A 25368-nucleotide genomic window follows, 5' to 3' on the forward strand; every position below is an offset into this window, starting at 1 on the left:
CCCCCCACCTCACCCAGCACATCGCCCGCCGCCCCCAGCGCATCGCGCTGCTGCAGCACATTGCCGAAGAAGGTTCGATCACCCGCGCCGCCAAGGCTGCGGGCATCAGCTACAAGGCCGCCTGGGACGCCATCGACGAACTCAACAACCTGGCCAGCCAGCCCCTCGTCGAGCGCAGTACCGGCGGGCGTGGTGGCGGTGGTGCCCGTCTGTCGCCGGAAGGCCAGCGGGTGCTGCGCCTGTATCAGAGGCTGCAGGCCCTTCAGGCGCAAATCCTCGAAGCGGCCGAGGAGTCGAGCGACCTCGACCTGCTCGGCCGGCTGATGCTGCGTACCAGCGCGCGCAACCAGTTGCAGGGCCAGGTCAGTGGCCTGCGCCGCGAGGGACGGCATGATCGCGTCAGCCTGGCGTTGGGCGGAGGGTTGGAGATTGAGGCGCTGATCACCCACGACAGCACCGCACGGCTGGAGCTGACGCTGGGGACGACGGTAGTGGCGCTGCTCAAGGCGGGGTGGGTGAGGTTGCTGGCCGACGAGGAACAGGCCGAAGCGGGGAGTAACTGCCTGCGGGCGACAGTGGAGGAGGTACTGGTGGAGGCTGATGGGCCTGGTGAGGTCCGGTTGGCGTTGGGGAATGGGCAGACGTTGTGTGCGTTTGCCGAGACGGATTGGTTGGCTGGCCAGCGGGTGACAGCAGGCAGTTCGGTGCGGGTTCAATTTCATCCCTCTTATGTATTGCTTGGGATTCCTGCATAGCCTGGCCGCCAGGGAAACGATGCACCTGTGGGAGCGGGTTTACCCGCGAAGAGGCCGGTACAGGCATAACGCGCTACCATGGCCCCCACGCCGCCTACCCCCGGAGCCACCATGTCCCACCCCTTCGACACCCTCACCCCCGACCTGGTCCTGGACGCCGTGGAAAGCCTGGGCTTTCTCAGCGATGCCCGGGTGCTGGCGCTGAACAGCTACGAAAACCGCGTCTACCAGGTGGGCATCGAGGGCGCGCAACCGCTGATCGCCAAGTTCTACCGCCCAGGCCGCTGGAGCGACGCGGCCATCCTCGAAGAGCACAGCTTCACCGCCGAACTGGCCGACTGCGAAGTGCCGGTGGTCGCCCCGCTGCAGCACAACGACCGCACCCTGTTCGAACACCAGGGCTTCCGCTTCACCCTGTTCCCCCGCCGCGGCGGCCACGCGCCAGAGCCGGGCAACCTCGACCAGCTCTACCGCCTCGGCCAGTTGCTCGGCCGCCTGCACGCCGTGGGCGCCAGCAAACCGTTCGAGCACCGCGAAGCGCTGGCTGTGGACAACTTCGGCCATGCCTCGCTGAATACCCTGCTGGAAGGCGACTTCGTCCCCCGCGAACTGCTGCCAGCGTTCGAATCGGTGGCGCGCGACCTGCTCAAGCGGGTGGAGGACATCTATGCCCGCACGCCGCACCAGCTCATCCGCCTGCATGGCGACCTGCACCCCGGCAATCTGATGCACCGCGACGAGGTGTACCACGTGGTCGACCTCGACGACTGCCGCATGGGCCCGGCGGTGCAGGACCTGTGGATGATGCTGGCCGGCAGCCGCGAGGAACGCCTGGGGCAACTGGCCGAACTGATCGACGGCTACAACGAGTTCCACGTCTTCGACCCGCGCGAGCTGGCCCTGATCGAGCCCCTGCGCGCCCTGCGCCAACTGCACTACAGCGCCTGGCTGGCGCGGCGCTGGGACGACCCGGCATTCCCGCCGAGCTTCCCCTGGTTCGGCCAGCCACGCTACTGGGGAGACCAGATCCTCGCCCTGCGCGAGCAAATGGCCGCACTGGATGAAGCGCCACTGAAATTGTTCTAGAAGCACGCCCGCCTCTGTCTACAATAGGCGTCGCTTTATTTAGCTACCTAAGCAAGGATTCTGCATGCACGCTGCAAACCCGCGTCGCGGGTACCTACTGGGCCTCAGCGCCTACATCATCTGGGGGCTGTTCCCCCTGTACTTCAAGGCAATCCAGAGCGTCCCGGCGGTGGAGATCATTGTCCACCGGGTGCTCTGGTCGGCTTTGTTCGGCTCGTTGCTGCTACTGGTGTGGAAACACCCAGGCTGGTGGCGTGAACTGCGTGACAACCCGCGCCGGCTGGGCATCCTGGCCCTGAGCGGGGCGCTGATCGCCGGCAACTGGCTGACCTACGTATGGTCGGTAAACAACGGGCGCATGCTCGAGGCCAGCCTGGGTTACTACATCAACCCACTGATCAATGTGCTGCTGGGCATGCTGATTCTCGGCGAGCGCCTGCGCCGCCTGCAGTGGCTGGCCGTGGCCATGGCCGCCGTGGGTGTGGCCCAGCAGGTGTGGCAGGTGGGCAGCCTGCCGTGGGTGTCGCTGGTGCTGGCGCTGAGCTTCGGCTTCTATGGGCTGATTCGCAAACAGGCACCGGTCGCAGCACTGCCGGGCCTGGTGGTGGAAACCTGGATGCTGGTACCGCTGGCCCTTGGCTGGCTGTTGCTGCACCCGGCGGCGACAAGTGCACAGGGCGCGTTCTACACCAGCAGCGAAGCGTTGTGGCTGATGGCTGCGGGGCCGGTGACACTGGTGCCGCTGGTGTGCTTCAACGCTGCCGCGCGGCACTTGCCGTATACCACGCTGGGCTTCCTGCAGTACCTGGCGCCGACCCTGGTGCTGCTGCAGGCGGTGCTGCTGTTCGATGAGCACTTGTCGTCGAGCAACTTGGTGGCTTTCATGTTCATCTGGGCGGGTTTGGCGATTTACAGCGTCGATGCGTGGGTCAGTTTGCGCAAGCGTAGCTGATCAAAAAATGATCACAACTCTGCAGGCCTTGTAATTCGTGGCCTGCAGAGACATCTCCAAAGGTTATCCACACCCTCGTCCCCGTGCTTTGTGCACAAGCTGCTGATTTTTGGGTGTTTTTTGATCAAAGCCGTGTAAGGCGCGCGCGGTCTGGGCTGGAGAGGGGAACCCCCAGGTTATCCACAGGGCCTTCCCCGTGATATCGGGATAACCGCAGGGGGCTGCTTTGCAGCCCATCGCGACACAAGGCCGCTCCTACAGGGGAACGCGTAACCCTTGTAGGAGCGGCCTTGTGTCGCGATGGCCGCGAAGCGGCCCGGCAATCTCGGATCAATCCTCCGGCCGCAGCTTCAACTCCACCATCAAGTCGTCCGCCAGGCTCTCCAGCTTCTGCTGCAAATCCTCCAGCGACAGGGTCAACGGCAATGCCAGCAAGGCATCGGCATGGAACAGCGGTTCGCTGCTCATGGGCGCCGGCCGCACCTCAGTGGTAAACCGCTCAAGGTTCACCCCCAGGTCCGCCAGCAAGCGGGTGATATCACGCACGATCCCCGGCCGGTCATTACCTACCAGCTCCATGGCAATCGGCTTCCAGGTACACGACGGCTCGATGCCGCTCTCGGCGATCAGCACGCGAATGTCATATCGGACCAACCCCTGCAGCGAAGCCACCAGCTCGTCGTAGTTTTCCGCCGGCACCGCCACCCGCAGGATGCCGGCAAACTGCCCGGCCATGCGCGACATGCGGCTCTCCAGCCAGTTGCCACTGTGGTCGGCGATGCACTGGGCAATGCGCTCGACCTGGCCGGCCTTGTCAGGGGCAATCACAGTCAGTACAAGATGATCCACAAGCCCTTCCTCGTGTCGGACCGCGCCGTGCGGCAGAAAATCGGGGGATCGACTCAGTATAGGCAAGGCGCGGCAACCTGCCGCAGGGCAATCCGCATAACGAATCGTGTACTGTTTCAAGATTTATCTGGAACAATCCACCTGTTTTTTGCGAACATACTCACTCCCAGCGTGACCATACGCGACCAACGGGTCGCATAACGGCGCTTTTAGTCTGATTTTGCCCCGCCTACTGCTTCATGTAGTATCCCGTGGCGCGGACTACAAAACGTCGTTTGGATGTCTGCCAAGGCGCCTGTGAAAATACGCACACTGTCTGCCAGCCGGTCTGGCAGGCCGCACCCAGCCGCGCTCGGGGCTTTACTCGGGGGCATGCACTGGTGCCGTGTTTAGAGAAGCGCTACAGGCTTAATACAGAAGAGCGAAATAGCTGAGCAGAGTGAGGCAAGCAATGACTGGATACGTTCAAGTCGGTGGCCTTCAGGTCGCCAAGGTCCTGTACGACTTCGTGAACAACGAAGCCATCCCGGGGACCGGCATCGTCGCCGAGCAGTTCTGGGCGGGTGCAGAGAAGATCATCAATGACCTCGCTCCAAAGAACAAAGCCCTGCTCGCCAAGCGCGACGAGCTGCAAGCCAAGATCGACGCCTGGCACCAGGCACGCAAAGGCCAGGCCCACGACGCCGTAGCCTACAAAGCATTCCTCCAGGAAATCGGCTACCTGCTGCCACAAGCCGACGATTTCCAGGCCACCACCCAGAACGTGGACGAAGAAATCGCCCACATGGCCGGCCCGCAGCTGGTCGTACCGGTGATGAACGCCCGCTTCGCCCTGAACGCCGCCAACGCCCGTTGGGGTTCGCTGTACGACGCGCTGTATGGCACCGATGCCATCAGCGATGAAGGCGGCGCCGAGAAAGGCCAAGGCTACAACAAGGTACGTGGCGACAAGGTCATCGCCTTCGCCCGCGCCTTCCTCGACGAAGCCGCGCCACTGGCGGCCGGCTCGCATGTCGACTCCACCGGCTACCGCATCGAAGGCGGCAAGCTGGTAGTTGCCCTGAAAGGTGGCAGCAACAGCGGCCTGCGTGACGACGCCCAGCTGATCGGCTTCCATGGCGATGCCGCCGCGCCGACTGCCGTGCTGCTCAAGCACAACGGCCTGCACTTCGAAATCCAGGTCGACGCCAGCACCCCGGTCGGCAGCACCGACGCCGCCGGCGTGAAAGACATCCTGATGGAATCGGCGCTGACCACCATCATGGACTGCGAAGACTCGGTTGCCGCCGTCGACGCCGACGACAAGGTGATCGTCTACCGCAACTGGCTGGGCCTGATGAAAGGCGACCTGGCCGAAAGCGTGAGCAAGGGTGGCAAGACCTTCACCCGCACCATGAACCCGGACCGCGAGTACGCCGCGCCCAACGGCGGCAGCGTGACCCTGCACGGTCGTTCGCTGCTGTTCGTGCGCAACGTTGGCCACCTGATGACCAACCCGGCGATCCTCGACGCCCAAGGCAACGAAATCCCCGAAGGCATCCAGGACGGTCTGTTCACCAACCTGATCGCCCTGCACAACCTCAATGGCAACACCAGCCGCAAGAACACCCGCAGCGGCAGCGTGTACATCGTCAAGCCGAAGATGCACGGCCCGGAGGAAGTAGCCTTCGCCGCCGAGATCTTCAGCCAGGTCGAAGACCTGCTGGGCATGAAGCGCAACACCGTCAAGGTCGGCATCATGGACGAGGAGCGCCGTACCACGGTCAACCTCAAGTCGTGCATCAAGGCCGCAGCCGAGCGCGTGGTATTCATCAACACCGGCTTCCTTGACCGCACCGGCGATGAAATCCACACCTCGATGGAAGCCGGCGCCGTGGTGCGCAAGGGCGCCATGAAGAACGAGAAGTGGATCGGTGCCTACGAGAACAACAACGTCGACGTCGGCCTGGCCACCGGCCTGCAAGGCCGTGCGCAGATCGGCAAAGGCATGTGGGCCATGCCCGACCTGATGGCAGCCATGCTCGAGCAGAAGATCGCCCACCCGCTGGCCGGTGCCAACACCGCCTGGGTGCCGTCGCCGACCGCCGCCACCCTGCATGCCCTGCACTACCACAAGGTGGACGTACAGGCGCGTCAGCGTGAACTGGCTTCGCGTACCCCGGCGTCGGTGGACGACATCCTGTCCATCCCGCTGGCCGCCGACACCAACTGGTCGGCCGAAGAGATCCGCAACGAACTGGACAACAACGCCCAGGGCATCCTCGGCTACGTGGTGCGCTGGATCGACCAGGGTGTGGGTTGCTCGAAGGTGCCGGACATCAACAACGTCGGCCTGATGGAAGACCGCGCCACCCTGCGCATTTCGGCCCAGCTGCTGGCCAACTGGCTGCGCCATGGCGTGGTCAGCCAGGAGCAGGTACTGGAAAGCCTCAAGCGCATGGCCGTGGTGGTCGACCAGCAGAACGCCGGCGACGCCCTGTATCGCCCGATGGCACCAAACTTCGACGACAACGTCGCGTTCCAGGCTGCGGTAGAGCTGGTGGTGGAAGGTGGCAAGCAGCCGAACGGCTATACCGAGCCGGTACTGCACCGCCGTCGCCGCGAGTTCAAGGCGCGTAACGGGCTGTAAGCGACATCTGCGACAGGGGGCCGCTTTGCGGCCCTTTCGCGACACAAGGCCGCTCCTACAGGTACCGCGCAAGGCTGAGGTCTGGCGCAGTACTTGTAGGAGCGGCCTTGTGTCGCGAAAGGGCTGCAAAGCAGCCCCACTCCTGCACTACTCGATCTTCAGTTCTTTCTTCACCAGCTCCAGCAGCCTGTCCAGATCGACCGGCTTCAGCAGAAAATCCACAACCCCCAGGTGCATCACGTCCACCGCCTCTTTCACATCGGTGTCGCCCGACACCACGATGATCGACAACGCCGCCCGTTCCGACTCGCGAATCTGCCGGATCAGGTCCAGGCCATCCTCGGGCTGCATGCGCAAATCCGTGATCATCAAGCCGATTCGTTGCTGGTAGTGCAGGTATAGCCTGGCTTCCTCGGCCCCATCCGCTCCGACACAGTCGATCCCCCGGCTTTTCAGGTACAGGATCAGCGCCTCACGGTTCACTGCATTGTCATCCACCACCAGCACCAACGGCTTGGCTGCCACAGGCGCACTTACGACTGCCAATGCCTCGCGCTCGGCGTCGCTCAGGATGTCGTGTTGCTCAGGCATGCTCATCTCGTCAAAAAAATTCCGCTTCAGCATTAGGACCGCAGAACTTGCGTAACCCGGTTGGCCTTTCGTCGGGTCTTTGACAGGGGCGCTCATAGACTTACGTCCAATGGGCACCACCCCGCCGCAAGCCGACCATGGAGGCAGAGAACAACATGGCCGGCACCTATATATAGATATATATAGTTCGGCATAGCGATACGGTCAGTTTCATGAGCAAAAAGGACGCCTACAGCCAGGCGGGCAGGACAGCAGTGCTGCAGAACATCCAGGGCACCCTGCAGTTCCTGCAGCGTTTTCCGCCGTTCAACCAGATGGAACACAGCCACCTGGCCTACCTGGTCGAACAGTGCCAGCTGCGCTTCTATGCCAGCGGCGAAAGCATCGTCAAACCTGCCGACGGGCCGGTCGAGCACTTCTACATCGTCAAGCAGGGTCGCGTGGTGGGTGAGCGCCAGCACCTGGTCAAGCCTGGTGTGGAGACCACCTTCGAAATCACCAGCGGCGAATGCTTCCCGCTGGCTGCCCTGCTCGGCGAGCGAGCGACCCGTACCGAGCACCTGGCCGGTGAGGACACCTTCTGCCTGCAGCTGAACAAGGCCGCGTTCATCCGCGTGTTCTCGATGTCGGAAGTGTTTCGGGATTTTGCCCTGCGCGGCGTCAGCAGCCTGCTCGACCAGGTCAATCAGCAGGTACGCCAGCGCGCGGTGGAAACCCTCGGCACCCAATATTCGCTGAACACGCCACTGGGTGAACTGGCCATGCGCCACCCGGTGGTGTGCAGCCCCGACACGCCCCTGCGCGACGCCGTGCGGCTGATGCACGAGCAGCAGGTCGGCAGCATCGTGGTGGTCGACCCGCAGCGCTACCCCACCGGTATCTTCACCCTGCGCGACCTGCGCCAGGTGGTGGCTGCGGCCGATGCCGACCTGGGCGCGCCCATCGCGCGGCACATGACCGCCCAACCGTTCTACCTCAGCCCCCAGGCCAGCGCCTTCGACGCAGCCATGGCCATGACCGAGCGGCATATCGCCCACGTATGCCTGGTGGAAAACCGACGCCTGTGCGGTGTGGTTTCGGAGCGCGACCTGTTTTCCCTGCAACGGGTCGACCTGGTGCACCTTGCGCGCACCATCCGCCATGCGCCACGCCTGGATACCCTGGTCTCGCTGCGCGGCGAAATCAGCCAACTGGTCGAGCGCATGCTGGCCCATGGCGCGTCCTCCACGCAGATCACCCAGATCATCACCCTGCTCAACGACCACACCGTGTGCCGGGTGATCGAACTGGCGCTGGCCGAGCGCGGTGACCCGGGCGTGCCGTTCAGCTGGCTGTGCTTTGGCAGCGAAGGGCGACGTGAACAAACCCTGCACACCGACCAGGACAACGGCATCCTCTTCGAAGCCGCCGACGGCGCCGAAGCCGACGCCATCCGCGCACGCCTGCTGCCGCTGGCGCAATACATCAACCAGTGCCTGGCCCAGTGTGGCTTCACCCTGTGCAAGGGCAACGTCATGGCCGGCAACCCAGAGCTGTGCCTGTCGCGTAGTGAGTGGGCGCGGCGTTTTGCCGGTTTTGTCCGTGAAGCCAGCCCGGAGAACCTGCTGGGCTCGAGCATCTATTTCGACCTGCGCGTGGTGTGGGGCGACGAGCAAGGTTGCGAGCAGCTGCGCCAGGGCCTGCTGGACCAGGTGGCCGACAACCGCATCTTCCAGCGCATGATGGCTGACAACGCCCTGCGCCAGCGCCCGCCGGTGGGCCGCCTGCGCGAGTTCGTGCTGACCCGCCAGGGCAACGACAAGGCTGCCACCCTCGACCTCAAGGTCCAGGGCCTGACGCCCTTCGTCGATGGTGCCCGGCTGCTGGCCCTGGCCAACGGCATCGGTGCCTGCAATACCTTGGAACGCCTGCGCCAGCTGGTGGCCAATGGCGTGATCGAAGCACTGGACGGCGCAGCGTATGAAGAGGCCTACCACTTCATCCAGCAAACCCGCATGCAGCAGCACCAGCGCCAGACCCGCGACAACCTGCCCTATTCCAACCGCCTGGACCCGGACAGCCTCAACCACCTGGACCGGCGCATCCTGCGCGAGTCGCTGCGCCAGGCCCAGCGCCTGCAAAGCAGCCTGGCCTTGCGGTACCAGCTATGAGCCTGTTCGCCTGGCTGCGCCCCAGTGCGCCCGAACTGGACCATGCCACGCGCCAGCGCCTGGCCCGACTGCCCAAGGCCGCGCCCCTGGGGGTGTGTACCCTGCGCGAGCAGCGTTGGGTGGTGCTCGACCTGGAGACCAGCGGCCTGAACCCCAACCGTGACCAGGTGCTGTCGGTTGGCGCCGTGGCCATCGAAGATGGCGCCATCGACTTTGCCCAGCAGTTCGAACGCACCCTGCACCGGCCTTTGCAGAAGACCAACGCCAGCGTGCTGATCCATGGCCTGGGCCCGAGTGCCCTGGCTGCCGGTTGCGACCCGGCCGAGGCGTTGCTCGACCTGCTCGACTTCATTGGCAATAGCCCGGTGCTGGCATTCCACGCGCCGTTCGACCAGCGCATGCTGGCCCGTGCACTGAAGGAAAGCCTGGGCTATCGCTTGCACTCGCCCTTCCTTGATGTTGCCGAGCTGGCACCGATGCTCAACCCCGACACAGTGCTGCGCGAGGCCGGGCTGGATGACTGGGTGGCGCGGTTTGGCCTGCAGGTAGAGGAGCGCCATCATGCCAGCGCCGATGCCTTGGTGACCGCCGAGCTGGCGCTGATCCTGTTCAGCCAGGCCCGCCGCCAGCAGCTGGACAGCCCGCTGCAGCTGGAGCAGCGCTTGCGCGGGTGGCGCAGGCGCAAGGCGCACAACCACGGCCTGTAGATTTGTATTGACCTGACAGGGCCAATCGCCGGCAAGCCAGCTCCCACAGGTACTGCACAAGTTCCAGAATCAACGCGTTTCCTGTGGGAGCTGGCTTGCCGGCGATTGGCCACCTGCCTTTTCCATGATGGCCATCCGATAAGCGTCCATTGCACCCACCCCCTCCCCTCTGCAACAATCGCGAATAATTATCGTTAGTTAATGCATTCGTTCCGGGGGGACGCTGCTTGTCTTCTGCACAGAGCCCACACGCCGATCTGGTCGGTGCGCTGTACCGCGACCACCGCGGCTGGCTGCTCGCCTGGCTGCAACGCAGCATGGCCTGCCGCCAACGTGCCGAAGACCTGAGCCAGGACACCTTCGTGCGCCTGCTCGGCCGTGCGCAACTGGATACGCCCCGCGAACCCCGCGCATTCCTGGCCGCCGTGGCCAAAGGCCTGATGTTCGACCACTTCCGCCGCGCCGCGCTGGAACAGGCCTACCTGGCCGAACTGGCCCTGATGCCGGAAGCCGAACAACCTTCCCCGGAAGTGCAGCACCTGATCCTCGAGGACCTCAAGGCCATCGACCGCCTGCTCGGCAAGCTGTCGAGCAAGGCCCGCGCAGCATTCCTGCACAATCGCCTGGACGGTATGAGCCATGCCGAAATCGCCGAGCGCATGGGGGTTTCGGTGTCGCGGGTGCGCCAGTACATCGCCCAGGGCATGCGCCAGTGCTACGTGGCCCTGTACGGGGAGCCGACGTGAGCAGTGCACCGGTTTCGTCCCGGGTGCTGGAAGCCGCCATTGCCTGGAAAATCAGCCTCGACAACGGCAGCGGCACACCCGACGAGCGCAGCGAATTCATGCGCTGGCATGCCGCCAGCGAGGAGCACGCCCGCGCCTGGCGCCAGCTCGGCGCCATGGACCAGCGCGTGAGCGCCGCTGCCGGCCCGGCACGCCAGGCCCTGCTGCAATCGCGCGCCGGCCTGCGCCGACGCATCGGCAAGGTCGGCGGCGGGCTGGCTGGCATGTTTCTTTTGGGCTCGCTGCTGGCCTGGGTCGGCGCACCATCGCTGGCACCGAGCTACTGGCTGGCCGACCAGCGAACCGCCACCGGCGAGCTGCGTACCCTGCGCCTGGAAGACGGCACCTTGCTGAGCCTGAACAGCCACACTGCCGTGGATATCGACTACGCCGGCGAGCAACGGGTGATCGTGCTGCACCAGGGCGAGATTTCGGTCGAAACCGGCCATCAGGACCCGCGCCCGCTGCTGGTGCGCACCGACGATGGCCGCCTGCGCCCATTGGGCACGCGCTTCCTGGTACGCCGCGAGGAGGACGGCACGCGCCTGGAAGTGCTGCAAGCCTCGGTCGCCGCCATGCCGCTGAACAGCGGCGACGAACAGGTGCTGCGCGAAGGCCAGCAGGTGCTGATGAGCGCCAACGGCCTTGGCCGGATCGGCACGGTGCCAGCCGGTGCCGACGCCTGGACCCGCGGCATGCTGGTGGTGGACAACGTGCGCCTGGCTGACCTGCTGGCCGCGCTCGGCCAGTACCGCAGCGGTTACCTCGGGGTGGACGACCAAGTCGCCGACCTGCGGGTGACCGGCAGCTTCCCGCTGACCGACACCGACCTGGCACTGTCGTCTCTGGTGCCGGCACTGCCGGTGAAGGTCGAGCGGCATACGCCGTGGTGGGTGACCGTCGTTCCGAAGTAGGCCTGCACCGGCCTCTTCGCGGGTAAACCCGCTCCCACAGGATTGCACCAGCCTCAAAGCCCCCGCGATCCCTGTGGGAGCGGGTTTACCCGCGAAAGGGCCGGTACAGGCAAAAACCAATTTCAAATAATTCTCAATTTTTTTCAGATTCGCCCTGTCACTTTTCAAATCTCGCTCGGCAAGGAAGCAGAAAGCACTTATCCGTCGAGGAGCCGCTGCATGTCCCGTGCTGTTGATCGTATCCTGCGCCCCAGCCTGATGGCCCTGGCCATCGCCGTGGCCGCGCCATTGGCCAGCCCTGCCCTGTTCGCCGCCGAGCAATCCGCTCAGCGCGCCTACGACCTGCCCAGCGCCCCGCTGGCCACCACCCTCAACCAGATCGCCAGCCAGGCCGGCATCACCCTGGCCATCGACCCGGCACTGGTCAGCGGCCGCACCTCGGCCCCGGTGAGCGGGCAGTACGATGGCCTTGGTGCCCTGCAGGCCGCCCTGCGCGGCACCGGCCTGCAGCTGCAGCAAAGCAGCGTGGGCAGCTACAGCCTGGTGGCTACGCCGGAAGGGACACTGGCGTTGCCGGAGACTGCGATCAATGCGACTTCCAACTATGAAAGCGCCTGGGGACCGGTAGAGGGTTACACCGCGACCCGGACAGCAGCTGGCACCAAGACCGACACCGCCATCGCCGAACTCCCCCGCTCGGTAAGCGTGATCACCCGCCAGCAGATGGAAGACCGGCCGGTGCTCAGCCTGAACGATGCCCTTCGCTACACCGCTGGCGTGCAAAGCAGCGGCTATGGCTCCGACTCGCGCAGCGACTGGTTGCTGGTACGTGGTTTTGAGCCTACCCAGTTCCTCGATGGCCTGCCATTGCCCAAGGGCAACTACGCCACCCCCAAGATCGAACCCTGGAACCTGGAGCGCATCGCCGTGCTGCGCGGCCCGGCTTCTTCGGTCTACGGCCAGACACCACCAGGCGGCCTGCTGGACATGACCAGCCGTCGGCCGCAATTGGAAAGCAGCCACGAAGTCGAAGCCCAGGTTGGCAGCAACAACCACAAGCAGATCAACTTCGACAGCACCGGCAAGCTCGACGATGCAGGCCAGTTCCTGTACCGAGTGAGCGGCACCGTGCGTGACAGCGGTGCGCCGGTAGACCACATCCCGGACAAGCGCTACAACATCGCGCCCAGCCTGACCTGGAACATCAACGACGATACCAAGCTGACGTTCATCAGCCAGTACACCCGCGATGACACCGGCATCACCGGCCAGTTCCTGCCACTGCAAGGCACCAAGCTGGATAGCCCCGCAGGCAAGATTTCGCACCACAAGAACCTGGGCGACCCGGATTGGGAGTCCTACGACCGCACCTACTACCACCTGGGCTATGCGTTCGAGACCCGCCTGAACGATACCTGGCAGTTCCGTCAGAACCTGCGCTACGCGCGTAACGAACTGGACTTCAAGGGCATTACCGCCGGTGGCTCGATCTGGCCAGACGGCCCGGACGAAGCTGTCAGCGCCGATGGCACCGTGCAACGCACCGCCGGTATCGTCGAGGAGGACATCTCCCAGTTCGCCCTGGACAACAACTTCCAGGCCGACTTCCAGACCGGCCAGGTTGCCCATACCCTGCTGCTGGGTCTCGACCACCAGCGCTCGGACAGCAATGCCCGCTGGCGCTGGGGCTCGGCTGGTGTGCCACCGAGCAATATCCACAACCCAATCTACGGTCAGGATTTCTCGAACGTTCAGTACTTCGACATGTACGACTACGACCAGAAAACCCAGCAGACCGGCCTGTATATCCAGGACCAGATGGCCCTGGACAACTGGCGCCTGACCCTTGGTGGCCGTGAGGACTGGGTGCACACCGGCACCACCTTCCACAACCAAGGCGATGCCACCAACACCCAACGCGACAAGAAATTCAGTGGTAACGCAGCACTCAGCTATGTATTCGATAACGGCCTGACGCCTTACATCTCCTATGCCGAGTCGTTCCAGGCCGCCACCGGCTCCACCGTCAACAGCACCGATGCCTTCAAACCGACCGAAGGCAAGCAATACGAACTGGGCATCAAGTACCAGCCTCCAGGCAGCAATAGCCTGTTCACCGCTGCTGTGTTCGACCTGACGCAGGAGAACATGTCGGTGACCGAGGGTGGTGTAACCCGCCAGGTTGGCGAAGTGCGTGTCAAAGGCCTGGAGCTGGAGGCTACCTCGGATGTGACCGAGAACCTCAAACTGGTGGGCTCGTACACCTACAACGACAGCGAAATCATCAAAGGCACCAGTGACGAGAAAGGCAAGCGCATGGCGCAGGTGCCGCGCAACCAGGCCACTGCCTGGGCTGACTACACCTGGCACAGCGGACCACTGGATGGGTTTGGGGTCGGCGTTGGCGTGCGCTACGTGGGCGACACCTACGGTAATACCACTAACACCGATTGGGGGCATGTGGGGTCCTACACCGTCTACGACGCATCGGTGCACTACGACCTGGGCCGCCTGAACAGCACCCTCAAGGGGGTGACCGTAGCCGTGGATGCGAAGAACCTGTTCAACAAGGACTACTTGTCTACCTGTGACGGGTACTACTGCTACTACGGCGATGAGCGCAACGTCGTAGCCAGTGTCAATTACAAGTTCTGAGTGAACGGGGGCCGCTTTGCGGCCCTTTCGCGACACAAGGCCGCTCCTACAGGAAAACGTGCTCCCCTGTAGGAGCGGCCTTGTGTCGCGAAAGGGCTGCGCAGCAGCCCCAGCTTCCAACAGGCAAAAATCGGTACCGTGATGAAAAGCCCAACCATCCGCCGCTGGTCGGTGATCCACACCTGGAGCAGCCTGGTCTGCACCCTGTTCCTGCTGTTGCTGGCAGTCACCGGCCTGCCGCTGATCTTCCACCACGAACTCGAACACCTGCTCGGCGACGCCCCCGAACTGCGGGAAATGCCGGCCGATACACCACACCTCGACCTGCAGCAGTTGGTGATCAAGGCCGAGCAGCACCGCCCCGGCGAGGTCATGCAGTACTTCGGCTACGACGAGGACGAAGCCAACGGCGTAGTGGCCATAACCGCCGCCACCGCCGGCACCGAACCCAATTCGTCGCACACCTTCATGCTCGACGCCCGCACCGGTGAAGCCGTGGCCATGCCGGCCGCCAACGGCGGCTTCATGATGACCATGCTGCGCCTGCACGTGGACATGTTCGCCGGCCTGCCCGGCAAGCTGCTGCTGGCCTTCATGGGCGTGCTGTTCGTCGTGGCGATCATCTCCGGCACCGTGCTCTATGCACCGTTCATGCGCCGCCTGGACTTCGGCACGGTGCGCCACGGCAAATCCCGTCGCCTGCGCTGGCTCGACCTGCACAACCTGATCGGCGTGGTCACCTTGGCCTGGGCTCTGACGGTAGGCGTGACCGGTGTCATCAGCGCGCTGTCGGACCTGGTCATCGCCGCCTGGCGCAACGACAGCCTGGCCGCCATGGTTGCCCCATACCGTGATGCCCCACCGCTCACCGAACGCGCCCCGGCCACCCACCTGCTGACCATCGCCGAACAGGCCGCCCCCGGCATGCGCCCGGACTTCATCGCCTTCCCCGGCACACGCTTTTCCAGTGAGCACCACTATGCGGTGTTCATGAAGGGCGCCACGCACCTGACCTCGCACCTGCTCACGCCCGTGCTGATCGATGCACGAACACTGGCGGTGACCGCCGTCGGCGAACGCCCCTGGTACATGGATGCCATGGGCCTGTCGCAACCACTGCACTTCGGCGACTACGGCGGCCGGCCAATGCAAATCCTGTGGGCGCTACTCGATGTGCTGACCATCATCGTCCTCGGCAGCGGCTTGTACCTGTGGTGGGGCAAACAACGCACGAAGCGGGAGGCGCGTGCATGAGCCACAAGTCACAGCCGACCTGGCGCATCTTCATCTGGCCGATGGTCGTGGCCCTGCTCACTGCCGTGGGGCTGTTTGCCGCCTTGCTGGGGGACGGGGTCTGGGACAGCCTGGCCTGGCTCGGCCTGGGGGTGTCGGCAGCTCTCGGCCTGCAAGGTTTCTACCCTCGTCCACGGCAGTAACCGGGTAATACCCGCACCCTCTTTTGCCGCGACATGGTTGGCTCCCATTTTCCAAGGAGCCATACCATGACACCTTTGCAGCGCCTCGAAGCGCTCGATCAACAACTCATCGCCCTTGAGCAAGGCAAACCCGAACTGGCGGGCGAAACGGAACCGGCCGCCATGCGTCAGCGTTTTTTTGGTGACCTGGCAGCGTTCTGGAACGACCCTGTCGAAGCAGGCCACAGCCGCGTCCAGCAGCTGCGCGAACTGCGTCATGAGCAACTTCTGGCCGAACTGGAGCTGCGCCTCGCCGACCAGACCCTGGACTACAGCCACATCAGCCTGCTGCGCACCTCCCTGGAGCTGCCACTACCCTGGCAGCGCAACCACCTGCCAGACACCCACCGGGCCCAGGTTTATCGGCCGGTATTCAACCGTTCAAGGCCCCATGGCCGGTTGCCGTTACCCGGCGTGCTGGTATTGGTGGCAGACGCACCGGAAGGGGCCGTTGCCGAGCCTGCAACAGCCACAGGCCAGGCACTGCTGTGCAGCGTTTCTCATGGCGTTGAAGGCTTCGCCAACCTGGCCGAACTGCATAGGGAGCTGTGCGAGCGCCTGGACGACCCCATGCAAAGCCGGCCAATGCTGCAACTGCTACCCCGCCTGCAGGACCAGCAACTGGTCCGGTGTGCCGACCGGCTGCGCTACGAGTGGTTTACCGGCGACCTGGTCGAACAACAGACCACTGACGTGATCGACGCGCAGCACCAAAGGCTCACCATCGCCTGGCACGCCGCCTGGGCGCTTGACCAGAACCCGGATCTGCCGGCACTGAAAAGCACCCTGTCCAAACAGCAGTCACTGACCGATCTCATGGGCAGCCAATATGCGTTGTCCACCCGTTATGCGCTGCTGCTGGAAAAACACCTTCCCGCCTGGCTGCGCCAGAGCTCCACGCAAAGCCTGACGCACATCATGCAAACGATCCAGGAGCTCGCCGGGGCCATCACCCAGGCTGCTGCACCCGGCCTTTTGACCCTGGAGGCGTTCGGCAATCGCCACCACCTGCTGGCATGGGTGCGCGAACGCCTTGGCAAGGCGCTGCGGCGCGAATTCTCCATCGACTTGCCTGCCGAAAAAGTCTGCATAACCGTCACGCTTGCACACCGCACCGGCCCGCTGATCAACCCGCTGGCACCTTCGGGTTACGTGGCCGTTGCCAACCGTCGCCATGTAGGTGGCACCATTGAGCTGGTAACCACCACCTACCGCCTGGACGAGCTGGCCCTGTTGAACATCGGCTGGTTCGACGTCGATTACTGGCTGACTGCCCGAATACACCACGAAGACGGTTCCACGCTGGAATCGATATCCGCAGAAGGGGTAAAGCGCCTGGTGCGCGAGCTTGACGCAGGCAGTGGCTACATCCGCTACCTGCGAACCCACCTGCTGGAGTCTCCCGGTGCGCGCTGGCGCATGCAATGCCACGGCAACATGAACCGCGCCCGCATGCGCGCCGAGGCGGCCAAGGCCCGCTATGCCAGGCACTTTCTGAACGATACCCACGAGCGAGGCTATCGCTGGGTCAAAGCCGTCACCGACCACCCCGACAACAATTGGCGCCCTACCATCGACGAGCATCGTATCGCGGTGCGCCAGCTGATCATCGACGGGCACACGCTGCAAGGGGTGCTGCTGCTCAATGCCGAGAGCGACAACCACCCGTCGCTGGTGCTGTATACACCGGACGCACCCGACCGGCGCGCATGGCGTGAATACCCCGATACCCGGGCGCTGCTCAGAACCCTTCGCAGCACGCCGTCCTTGCGAAAGTACCTGATCCAGCGCGCGCCTCTGGCTGATGGCAAGCGGCTCGACAAATTGGTGCGCAAGGGCCGCCTCGGGCCATATGTGCAAAGGCCAATGATCAACGGCAACCTCTTCGATGCCCTTTACAAGGCCCAGGTCCACGCCATGATCGCCGAGGCCGATACCAACAGCCGCAGCAACCGCGAGCTGCTCGGCGAGTACGGGCTGTCGACGCTGCGCCTGGTTCTCGACATGATCAGCCTCGTGCTACCGGCCCCGACAATGTCAGCCCTGGCCTTCGGCCGTATGTCGATTTCGCTGTGGGACGGCTTCGAAGCCCTGGAAAAAGAGGATTACGCAGCAACCTTCCACCACGCCATGGCCGCTTTGAGCCACAGCGCCGACGGGTTGTCCAGTTTCGCTGGCTCGCCCCTCATGCGCAGGGCGATGCGCGGCCTGCCACCGCAACCCCCGCGCCCACTGCCGAAAACCCACGAAGCGGCTGTGGATGTGAGCAAGCTGCGCTACCGGATCGACGGGGTTCATGGCGAGGAAGTGTACGAACAGATCAACAGCGTGCCAGGCCCGGACCGTTACTTCGTCAAGGACAGCCAGGGGCGGTTGTACAACGTCCACTTCGACGGCTATCGCTGGCGGGTGCTCGACCCCAGGCAGCCGGATGCCTACGCGCAGCTGCCGATCAAACGGCTGCGCAATGGCAATTGGGTGGTCGATTCCATCGTGCTATGGCATGACGGGCTACCTGACGTAGCCCAGCTGTTGGAAGAGGTACGCCTGCAACCGCCGCTCGAGGGCGAACCGGTGGCAGGGGAAGCCGACCTGCACGACGCCGGGGGGCAACTCTATCTGCAGCTGGGTGACCAGCAGTTGCCGGTTCGTCGGCACCTGCTCGCCGGGCATTACCATCTGCTGCTGCCCGAGAAGGCACTGGGCGCAGTCCACGCCTGGGCAGTACTGCGCCAACAGGGCGGCCAATGGCGCATTCGCGTGCGCCAGCCAGGCCGCAGCAGCGACTGGCTGGCACTGCCGGCGGATTACTCGGCCAGCTTGGGCAGCAGCCGGTCCAGCCGCTGATGCAAGGCACTGCCACTCGGCCAGTTGCGCAGCAGCCGCGCCCGATCACGGGCGTAGGCCGGGGCAAAGCTGAGCTGGGTGGCGTGCTGGCACATGGCGTCGAGGTCGATCAGCGACCACTGGCCGTTGTGCCAGAACAGGTTGTGGCCCTTGAAGTCGCCGTGGCTGATACGCTCGCGAATCAGTTGCTGCATCACATGCACCAGGGCATCCACCTGCTCCTCGGGCGCATCGCCGTTATCCACGTAGGGCGCGAAGCATTCGGCCAGGTCCGGGCCATCGATATACTCGGTGACCAGATAGGCACGGCTTCGCAGCCCCATCACCCGCTGCTCCAGCACCGCGAGTGGACGCGGCGTGGCAATGTCGAGGAATTCCAGGCGGTGGCCTTCGATCCAGGAATGCCAGGCCCGGCTCGGGCGCCAGAAGCGCTTGAACCAGTGCGCGGTGTTCTTGATGTTGTAGCGTTTGAGCACCAGTGTGCGGCCGCCAACCTCGATGCGCGCCACACTGGCCGCACCGCCGGTCTTGTACAGGTGGCCCTGATCGATCAACGCGTCGGCCTGTTCCAGCACCGGCAACATGGCTTCGACCTCGTCGCGGCGGACTGCCCGCAAGCCCGAAAGGCTGCGCTCGACACTGAACAGGCTGCATTCACGACCAGCCTTTTCCAGATAATCCTTCTGGCGCCAGCTGCGCACCTTGTCCACCTGCTTCTGCAAGGCTTCCAGCGGCAGCGCATGCTCGGCGTTGGCCAGCAGGTAGTGCACCAGCAGTTCTTCGATGAACGGCTCCAGGCGCTTGGGTAGCTGGGCGAAGAACACCCCCAGGTTTTCCAGCACACGTGGGCGCGACAGCTGCTGGCCAGGCGTTTCGGCCTTGATACCGGCGCCGTCGATCAGATACAGCTTGCCGCCGTGGCGCAGCAGGTTGTCCAGGTGCAGGTCTTCCTGCCACAGGCCCCGGGCGTGCATGTGCGCCACTGCGGTGAGCGCCTCGCCCAGCACCAGGTGCTGCTCGTCGGCCAATACCGGCAAGCTCTCCACTGCCGCCCAGGCATCGGCCAGGCTTTCGGCGCCGTCGAGGAATTCGAACAGCAGCCAGCCGCCCTCGCCTTCCTTGAGGCCGTCGGCCAGCAGCTTCGGCGTGGTCAGGCCCTGCTCGGCCAGCAGTTTCACGCCCTGCAGTTCGCGCTGGAAATGCCGTGCAGCGTTACCACCGACCAGCAGCTTGGCCAGCACCGGGGTACCGCGCCACACGCCGGCGCCCACATAGCGCTGGCCCGGCAGCACGCGCAGCAGGCTGAGCAATTGCAGGTCGGCCGTGCCGGCGGCATCGGCCAGGGTGATGCTCAGGGGCAACGAGGGGCTGCGCCCGGCCTCTTTCAATTCAGACAAACGCATCAGCGGGCCTCTTTTTCACGACGGCGTTGCGTCAGGCGTTGCAGCCAGGTATCGACCAGCGTGCCATCGGCAGGCTGCGCCAGGTAGCTGGCCAGCAAGGTACGTACATCACGCTCGCTCCAGACCGGGGCACGACGCAGCAGCGGCTCCAGGTCCTTGAGACGGTCACGCATGCCGAACAGCAGGGGGCGGGTCTTCTCCAGGTCGATCAGTTGCGCGTCCCAGCCTTCGCGGCGCTGGCGCAGGAAGATGTGCTTGGGGTAGAAGCAGCCATGCACCTGGCCGGCGCTGTGCAGGGTGCGCGCCAGCTGGCCGCAGGCCTGCAGGACGCCATTGCGTTCAGCATCGCTCAGTTGTGGCCACTGGGCCAGCAGGCTGTCGAGGTCGGCCCATTCGTCCAGGGCGCGAGTCATCAGGATCGCCCGGTGCGTGCCGCCTTTCTTGCGCTCGCCATAGAACACCGCCTGCAAGGCCGGAATCTGCAACTTCTGGTAACGGCTGATGTTGCGGAATTCGCGGGCGAAGGTCGGCTCGCCGAATGGCCGGTGCAGGGTACGGGTCAGGTAGTCGCTCTGGCGCTTGAGGTAGTAGCCCTTGCCTTCGAGCTCCAGGCGGAACACGCTGCTCCAGCCTCCGCGGCCGGTGTTCGGTTCGTCCACGGCATCCAGTTGCAGTGCCCACAACGCCTCGAAGTCATCCAGGCCATGGCGTTTGAGCAGCGCGAGGTCCGCGCTGGCCAGGTAATCGGTCATTCCCTTCCCTCGAAAAAGCTCACCACCTGGCGAATGCGCTTCTTGTCACGCACATTCAGCCGGTCGCGGCCACGGTATTGCAGGTAGAAACGCAGGCGCTGGGTTGCCGACAGGTGGTATTTGGCCACTTTGTCCAGGCACGCCAAGTCCTTGATCATCCGGTGCCGCCACATGAAGCCGCGCCAGAAATCGCCGGTGGGGCAGTCGATGAAGAATAGCGTGCCCTGGTCGTCGACCAGCAGGTTGCGCCATTTCAGGTCGTTATGGGCGAAGTGGTGCTGGTGCATGACCCGGGTGTGGCGCGCCAGCTGGCTGCTGACATGCCCGACCCAGGCGCGATCGGCCAGGCGTGCATCGTTGCGCTCGGCCAGCGCCGACAGGTCTTCGGTGCGCGGCAGTTCGCGGGTGATCATGGCCCCCCGGCCAAAGGCCAGGCCATTGCGCTCCAGGCCCCAGGCCACCACTTCGGCAGTGGGGATGCCCCACTTGTCGAACTGCTTGAGGTTCTGCCATTCGGCCTTGATCCGCGGCCGGCCCAGGTAACGGCGCATGTGCTTGCCTGCCCCGGTGTAGCGCTTGACGTAGTAATTGACCCCGTCACGCTCGATACGCACCACCTCGCTGATCGGGTCGCGGGTCAGGCGCTCGCCTTGCAGGGCAAATACCGCTTCCAGGCTGCCGAAGTCCGCCGCCAGGTGTTCGTAGCCCGGCGCCAGTGTCCACCCCGCCATCAGAGTGCATCCCCATAACGTTGCTTGCGGTCATAGAGTTTCTGCGCCTTGCGCTCCAGCCAGGCGAGCAGCGCGGCTTCATCCTTCAGGACCTGCCGCAGCGGGCGCTGGAAGTAACCGCGCAGGAAGCGCAACTTGTCGCGCTGGGTCAGGCCGATGTCCAGCGCCGAGAAGTACAGCGCGGCCAGGTCCTTGTCGCGCCAGCGGCGGCTGATTTTCGCCCGGGTCTGCGCGCGGTGCAGGTCGATCACCGACAGTTTGAAGTCGTCCGCCGTCACCGGGCGGTCGGTGTGCAGCAGGAAGTGGCAGATGTAGCAGTCGCGGTGGTTGACCCCCGCGCGGTGCATGCCGCCGGTCATCTTCGCCACTTCGGCGATCAGCGCGCGCTTCAGGCGCGGCTCGGGCGGCTGCCTGACCCAGTCGATGCTGAAGTCTTCCAGGCTGATGGTCGGCGCCAGTTCTTCGGTGATGATGAACGAGTGCTGCGCGGCTGGGTTGCTGCCACGCTCGCCATAGGCGACGGCAGTCATGGTCGGCACGCCAACCTGGTGCAGGCGCTGGATGGCCTGCCATTCCTGGCCGGCGCCAAGCACCGGCAGCTTGGCGGTAAGCAGGTTCTTGAATATCTCGCCCCAGCCAATGCCGCGGTGGATCTTGACGAAGAAGCCCTCGCCAGCGACCTCGGTGCGCAGCGTGCGGCGCCCTTCCAGTTCGCGATAGACCTCGCCTTGCAGCGCCTCCACGGCATCGAAGGCATCACGCCCGGCCCACAGGCGCTTGAACGGTTCGGCCAGTATCAGCTTCATGCGGACTCCTGCCCCAGGATCACGTCGGCGGCATGCTGCGGCATGCTGTACAGATCGGCGGTTTCAGCAAACGCCAGGCCGTTGCGCGACCAGCTGGCGCGGGCCTGTTGGTCTTCGAGCATACGCTGCAGGTAACCATTGAGCTGTTCCTGCTCGAACGGCTCGTCCAGCACCAGGCCGCTGTCGGCCTCGGCGATGTAGTGGGCGTAGCCGCACACCTTGGAGACCAGCACCGGCAGGCCGGCCACCAGCGCCTCGAGCAGCACAGTGCCGGTGTTTTCGTTGTACGCCGGGTGGATCAACAGGTCGGCGCCCAGCAGGAAACGCGGGATGTCGCTGCGGCCCTTGAGGAACTGCACCTGCTCGCCCAGGCCCAAGGTAGCGCTTTGCAGCTGGAACACCTTGGGGTCATCCTGGCCGATCACCATCAGCCTGGTGCGCTTGCGCAGGGCCGACGGCAGTGCGGCCAGGGCCTTGAGGCTGCGGTCAACGCCCTTGGTCTTGAAGCCCGAACCAATCTGCACCAGCAGCAGGTCGTCATCGCCCAGATTGAATTCCTTGCGGAACTCGGCGCGGATTTCGCCGGCATTGGCCGGCGCGCGGCGGTCCTGGGAAATGCCCGGCGGCAGCAGGTGGAAACGCTCCACCGGGGTGCCGTAGTGCTTGATGAACAGCGGCTGCTGCACTTCGGAAATCATCAGCACTTCGGTATGGGCGTCCTTGGCGAACACCGCACGTTCGTACTCGGCAAAGTGCCGGTAGCGGCCCCAGCGGCGGTACAGGCCGCCACGCAGGGTCTGCGCCTTGTCCTCGAAGCAGCCGTCGGCGGCGTAGTACACGTCCAGCCCAGGCATCTTGTTGAAACCGATCAGGCGGTCGACCGGGCGCTTGGCCAGGTCGGCGGCCATCCAGGCGCTGAGCTTCTCGTTGCGGCGGTGATTGAAAATCGCCTTCACCGGCGCCACCAGCACTTCGAAGCCCGGCGGAATGTCACCCTCCCAGATCAACGTGTACACACGGATCTGGTGGCCCCGCTTCTGGCATTCCAGGGCAATGCGCATGAAGTCGCGCTGCAGCCCGCCGAAGGGGAAATATTTGTAAAGCACGAAAGCCAGTTGCATCAACGGACATCCTCAGCCAGCAGCAACGCGCTCAAGCGGCTCGCCACATGCTCGGGATTCAGGCGAGTGAAGCACAATGGCCACTCGCGTTTCAGATCGAACCGGCGCAGGTCGTCGGCGCTCGGTTTGTAGGTGCACTTCTTCTGCAGGCAGGGCGCGCAGGGCCAGTCACTGGCCTGGTGAATCTGGGTCCGTCCGTAGGCGCCGGTCAGGCCCGGGTTGGTCGGGCCGAACAGCGAAATGGTGGGCACATCGAGTGCCGCCGCCAGGTGGCCGAGGCCGGTATCGACCGCCACGCAGGCTTTTGCCGCCGCCAACACGCGTGCGACGCCGGCAAGGTTCAATTTGGGGAGCACCTGGCAGTTGTTCAAGCCCTGGGCGATGCGCTCGGCCCGCGCCTTCTCGGCCGGGTTGCCCCACGGCAGGCGCACTTCCAGCTTGCGCCGGCCCATGCGCTCGGCCAGTTCGCGCCAGTAGGCTTCGGGCCAGTGCTTGGTCGCCCAGGTGGTGCCATGCAGGAACACCACATAGGGGGCGGCCGGCGGCAGTTGCAGGCGCTCGAGGTCGAGGCCGTAGTTGCCGATGCCTTCCGGCAGGTCGTAGGCCAGGGCCATGGCGAACAGCTGGCGCACCCGCTCCACCGCGTGCTGGCCGGTGGCAACCGACAGGCGCCGGTCATAGAAGCGGCTGGCCCAGCCTTCGCGGGCCGAGTAGCGGTCCAGGCCGGCCACTGGCGCCTTCACGTAGCGGGTCAGCCAGGCCGATTTGACCAGGCCCTGGGCGTCGATCACCAGGTCGTACTTGCGCTCGCGTACACGTTGCTTGAACGCCTTCCACTCGCCGCTCTTGATGGTTTGCCAGAGGTTCTTGCGCCAGCGGCGAATGGCCACCGGGATCACCTGGTCGACCGCCGGGTGCCAGCTGGGGATTTCGGCGAAGCCTTCTTCCACCACCCAGTCGAAGCGGATACCCGGGATGGCGTGGGCGGCATCGGTAAGCGCCGGCAAGGTGTGGATCACATCACCCAGCGACGAAGTCTTGATGATCAGTACCCGCACTTAGTCGACCTCGGCCACGGTATCGATCAGGTCCGGCCCGGTCAGGCTGTGCAGGGCAGCGATGACTTTGCCCGGTTCCAGCAAGCGCAGGCAGTTGTAGTGGCCGAAGCGGCAGGTGCGGTCGAAGCACGGGCTGCACTCGATGCCGGTGCGCACCACTTCCACGTGCTCGGCCAGCGGCGGGGTGAAGCCTGGCGAGGTCGAGCCGTACACCGCCACCAGCGGGCGGTTCAGCGCGGCGGCCACGTGCATCAGGCCCGAGTCGTTGGACACCACGGCATGGGCGCAGGACATCAGGTCGATAGCCTCGGCCAGCGAGGTTTCGCCGGCCAGGTTGGACGATTCTTCACGCAAGCCCGGGATCAGCCGGTCGCGAATCTGCTCACCAACCGGGTGATCGTTCTTCGAGCCGAACAGCCACACCTGCCAGCCCTGGCGGATCATCGCATCGGCCACGGTGGCGTAGTGCTCGGCCGGCCAGCGCTTGGCCTCGCCGAACTCGGCACCGGGGCACAGCGCCAGCACCGGGCGGTCCAGCTCCAGGCCGAACTTGGCCAGGGCGGCGTCGCGGCTTTGCGCTTCGATCTGCAGGCTGGGGCGCGGGTACGGCTGCGGCAGCTCGGCGCCGGGCGCGTAGGCCAGGGCCATGAAGCGCTCGATCATCAGCGGGTAGCGGGCCTTGTCCAGCTTGCGCACGTCGTTGAGCAGGCCGAAGCGCATTTCGCCACGCCAGCCAGTGCGCTTGGGGATACCGGCAAAGAACGGCACCAGCGCCGACTTGAGCGAGTTGGGCAGCAGGATGGCCTGGTCGTACTGGCCGGCCAGGGACTTGCCGATGCGTCGCCGCGTGGCCAGTTCCAGTGCGCCGTGGCCGAGCGGGAAGCTCAGGGCCTGACGGACCTCGGGCATGCGTTCGAGGATCGGCCGGCTCCACTCGGGGGCCAGCACATCGATCACGCAGTCGGGGTGCTGCTGTTTCAGGCACTGGAACAGGGTCTGCGCCATCACCATGTCGCCGACCCAGCTGGGGCCAATGATCAGTATTCTCATGCTTAGTCCAGAAACGCTCGGGGAGGCTACAGGCTGCGGTACAGCCTGGCCT

21 protein-coding genes are annotated in these 25368 nt (G+C 64.7%); 12 read left to right on the forward strand and 9 right to left on the reverse strand.

Annotated features, from left to right (window positions below):
- From CAG46_RS18625 to rarD, 3 genes are all read left to right on the forward strand, one after another.
- On the forward strand, window positions 1-755 hold a 755-nt coding region (locus tag CAG46_RS18625; protein WP_143493563.1), incomplete at its 5' end, for a TOBE domain-containing protein.
- A 111-nt stretch (window positions 756-866) separates the two neighbouring features.
- Window positions 867-1841, forward strand: coding sequence for a serine/threonine protein kinase (locus CAG46_RS18630; RefSeq protein WP_085618465.1), 975 nt, complete (start codon window positions 867-869; stop codon window positions 1839-1841).
- Between the two features lie 64 nt (window positions 1842-1905).
- The gene (gene rarD, locus CAG46_RS18635; RefSeq protein WP_013970552.1) at window positions 1906-2793 is read left to right on the forward strand and encodes an EamA family transporter RarD; all 888 of its coding nucleotides are present in this window, start codon (window positions 1906-1908) and stop codon (window positions 2791-2793) included.
- A gap of 330 nt (window positions 2794-3123) precedes the next feature.
- Here the strand turns inward: rarD and CAG46_RS18640 are convergent, their stop codons facing one another.
- The gene (locus CAG46_RS18640; RefSeq protein ID WP_085591348.1) at window positions 3124-3642 is read right to left on the reverse strand and encodes a glycine cleavage system protein R; all 519 of its coding nucleotides are present in this window, start codon (window positions 3640-3642) and stop codon (window positions 3124-3126) included.
- Between the two features lie 451 nt (window positions 3643-4093).
- Between CAG46_RS18640 and CAG46_RS18645 the strand changes: the two genes are divergently transcribed.
- Entirely contained in the window at window positions 4094-6271 is a 2178-nt protein-coding gene (locus tag CAG46_RS18645) for a malate synthase G (RefSeq protein ID WP_085618463.1), read from the forward strand.
- 147 nt (window positions 6272-6418) lie between these two features.
- On the opposite strand, the gene CAG46_RS18650 is transcribed toward CAG46_RS18645, so the two are convergent.
- Complete coding sequence (locus CAG46_RS18650) at window positions 6419-6958, reverse strand: response regulator (RefSeq protein WP_025337423.1); 540 nt, start codon at window positions 6956-6958, stop codon at window positions 6419-6421.
- 116 nt (window positions 6959-7074) lie between these two features.
- Here CAG46_RS18650 and CAG46_RS18655 point away from each other — a divergent pair, with 116 nt between their 5' ends.
- From CAG46_RS18655 to CAG46_RS18690, 8 genes are all read left to right on the forward strand, one after another.
- Complete coding sequence (locus CAG46_RS18655) at window positions 7075-9012, forward strand: DUF294 nucleotidyltransferase-like domain-containing protein (protein ID WP_085618461.1); 1938 nt, start codon at window positions 7075-7077, stop codon at window positions 9010-9012.
- Complete coding sequence (locus CAG46_RS18660; protein WP_025337421.1) at window positions 9009-9719, forward strand: PolC-type DNA polymerase III; 711 nt, start codon at window positions 9009-9011, stop codon at window positions 9717-9719. Before CAG46_RS18655 ends, CAG46_RS18660 begins: the two co-directional genes overlap by 4 nt.
- Window positions 9720-9946: 227 nt before the next feature.
- Window positions 9947-10465, forward strand: a complete 519-nt coding sequence (locus CAG46_RS18665) for an RNA polymerase sigma factor (protein ID WP_015268687.1) — start codon at window positions 9947-9949, stop codon at window positions 10463-10465.
- Complete coding sequence (locus CAG46_RS18670; RefSeq protein ID WP_085618458.1) at window positions 10462-11418, forward strand: FecR domain-containing protein; 957 nt, start codon at window positions 10462-10464, stop codon at window positions 11416-11418. Before CAG46_RS18665 ends, CAG46_RS18670 begins: the two co-directional genes overlap by 4 nt.
- Before the next feature lie 219 nt (window positions 11419-11637).
- Window positions 11638-14073: a TonB-dependent siderophore receptor gene (locus CAG46_RS18675; protein ID WP_085618456.1), complete on the forward strand. Its 2436-nt coding sequence runs from the start codon at window positions 11638-11640 to the stop codon at window positions 14071-14073.
- A gap of 141 nt (window positions 14074-14214) precedes the next feature.
- Window positions 14215-15327 (forward strand): PepSY domain-containing protein, encoded by a 1113-nt coding sequence (locus CAG46_RS18680; RefSeq protein WP_085618454.1) that lies wholly within the window; start codon window positions 14215-14217, stop codon window positions 15325-15327.
- The gene (locus CAG46_RS18685; protein WP_015268683.1) at window positions 15324-15509 is read left to right on the forward strand and encodes a hypothetical protein; all 186 of its coding nucleotides are present in this window, start codon (window positions 15324-15326) and stop codon (window positions 15507-15509) included. Before CAG46_RS18680 ends, CAG46_RS18685 begins: the two co-directional genes overlap by 4 nt.
- Before the next feature lie 66 nt (window positions 15510-15575).
- Window positions 15576-18395, forward strand: a complete 2820-nt coding sequence (locus CAG46_RS18690; protein WP_085618452.1) for a dermonecrotic toxin domain-containing protein — start codon at window positions 15576-15578, stop codon at window positions 18393-18395.
- Here the strand turns inward: CAG46_RS18690 and CAG46_RS18695 are convergent.
- The 7 genes from CAG46_RS18695 to waaF are packed head-to-tail and all read right to left on the reverse strand — an operon-like array spanning window position 18356 to window position 25316.
- Complete coding sequence (locus CAG46_RS18695) at window positions 18356-19798, reverse strand: lipopolysaccharide kinase InaA family protein (RefSeq protein ID WP_085618450.1); 1443 nt, start codon at window positions 19796-19798, stop codon at window positions 18356-18358. The two genes, CAG46_RS18690 and CAG46_RS18695, sit on opposite strands and share 40 nt — an antisense overlap.
- On the reverse strand, window positions 19798-20550 hold the full coding sequence (locus tag CAG46_RS18700; RefSeq protein ID WP_025337413.1) for a lipopolysaccharide kinase InaA family protein: 753 nt from the start codon (window positions 20548-20550) through the stop codon (window positions 19798-19800). The genes CAG46_RS18695 and CAG46_RS18700 overlap by 1 nt, the downstream gene beginning before the upstream one ends.
- Complete coding sequence (locus CAG46_RS18705) at window positions 20547-21281, reverse strand: lipopolysaccharide kinase InaA family protein (RefSeq protein ID WP_025337412.1); 735 nt, start codon at window positions 21279-21281, stop codon at window positions 20547-20549. Before CAG46_RS18705 ends, CAG46_RS18700 begins: the two co-directional genes overlap by 4 nt.
- Window positions 21281-22087, reverse strand: a complete 807-nt coding sequence (rfaP, locus tag CAG46_RS18710) for a lipopolysaccharide core heptose(I) kinase RfaP (protein ID WP_025337411.1) — start codon at window positions 22085-22087, stop codon at window positions 21281-21283. The genes CAG46_RS18705 and rfaP overlap by 1 nt, the downstream gene beginning before the upstream one ends.
- Complete coding sequence (locus tag CAG46_RS18715; RefSeq protein ID WP_013970538.1) at window positions 22084-23208, reverse strand: glycosyltransferase family 4 protein; 1125 nt, start codon at window positions 23206-23208, stop codon at window positions 22084-22086. Before CAG46_RS18715 ends, rfaP begins: the two co-directional genes overlap by 4 nt.
- Complete coding sequence (gene waaC, locus CAG46_RS18720; protein ID WP_015268679.1) at window positions 23208-24266, reverse strand: lipopolysaccharide heptosyltransferase I; 1059 nt, start codon at window positions 24264-24266, stop codon at window positions 23208-23210. The genes CAG46_RS18715 and waaC overlap by 1 nt, the downstream gene beginning before the upstream one ends.
- Window positions 24267-25316: a lipopolysaccharide heptosyltransferase II gene (gene waaF / locus CAG46_RS18725; protein WP_013970536.1), complete on the reverse strand. Its 1050-nt coding sequence runs from the start codon at window positions 25314-25316 to the stop codon at window positions 24267-24269. It lies immediately after the preceding gene.
- Window positions 25317-25368: the final 52 nt, after the last annotated feature.

Source organism: Pseudomonas sp. B23(2017) (assembly GCF_002113725.1).
Lineage (GTDB): Bacteria > Pseudomonadota > Gammaproteobacteria > Pseudomonadales > Pseudomonadaceae > Aquipseudomonas > Aquipseudomonas putida_Z.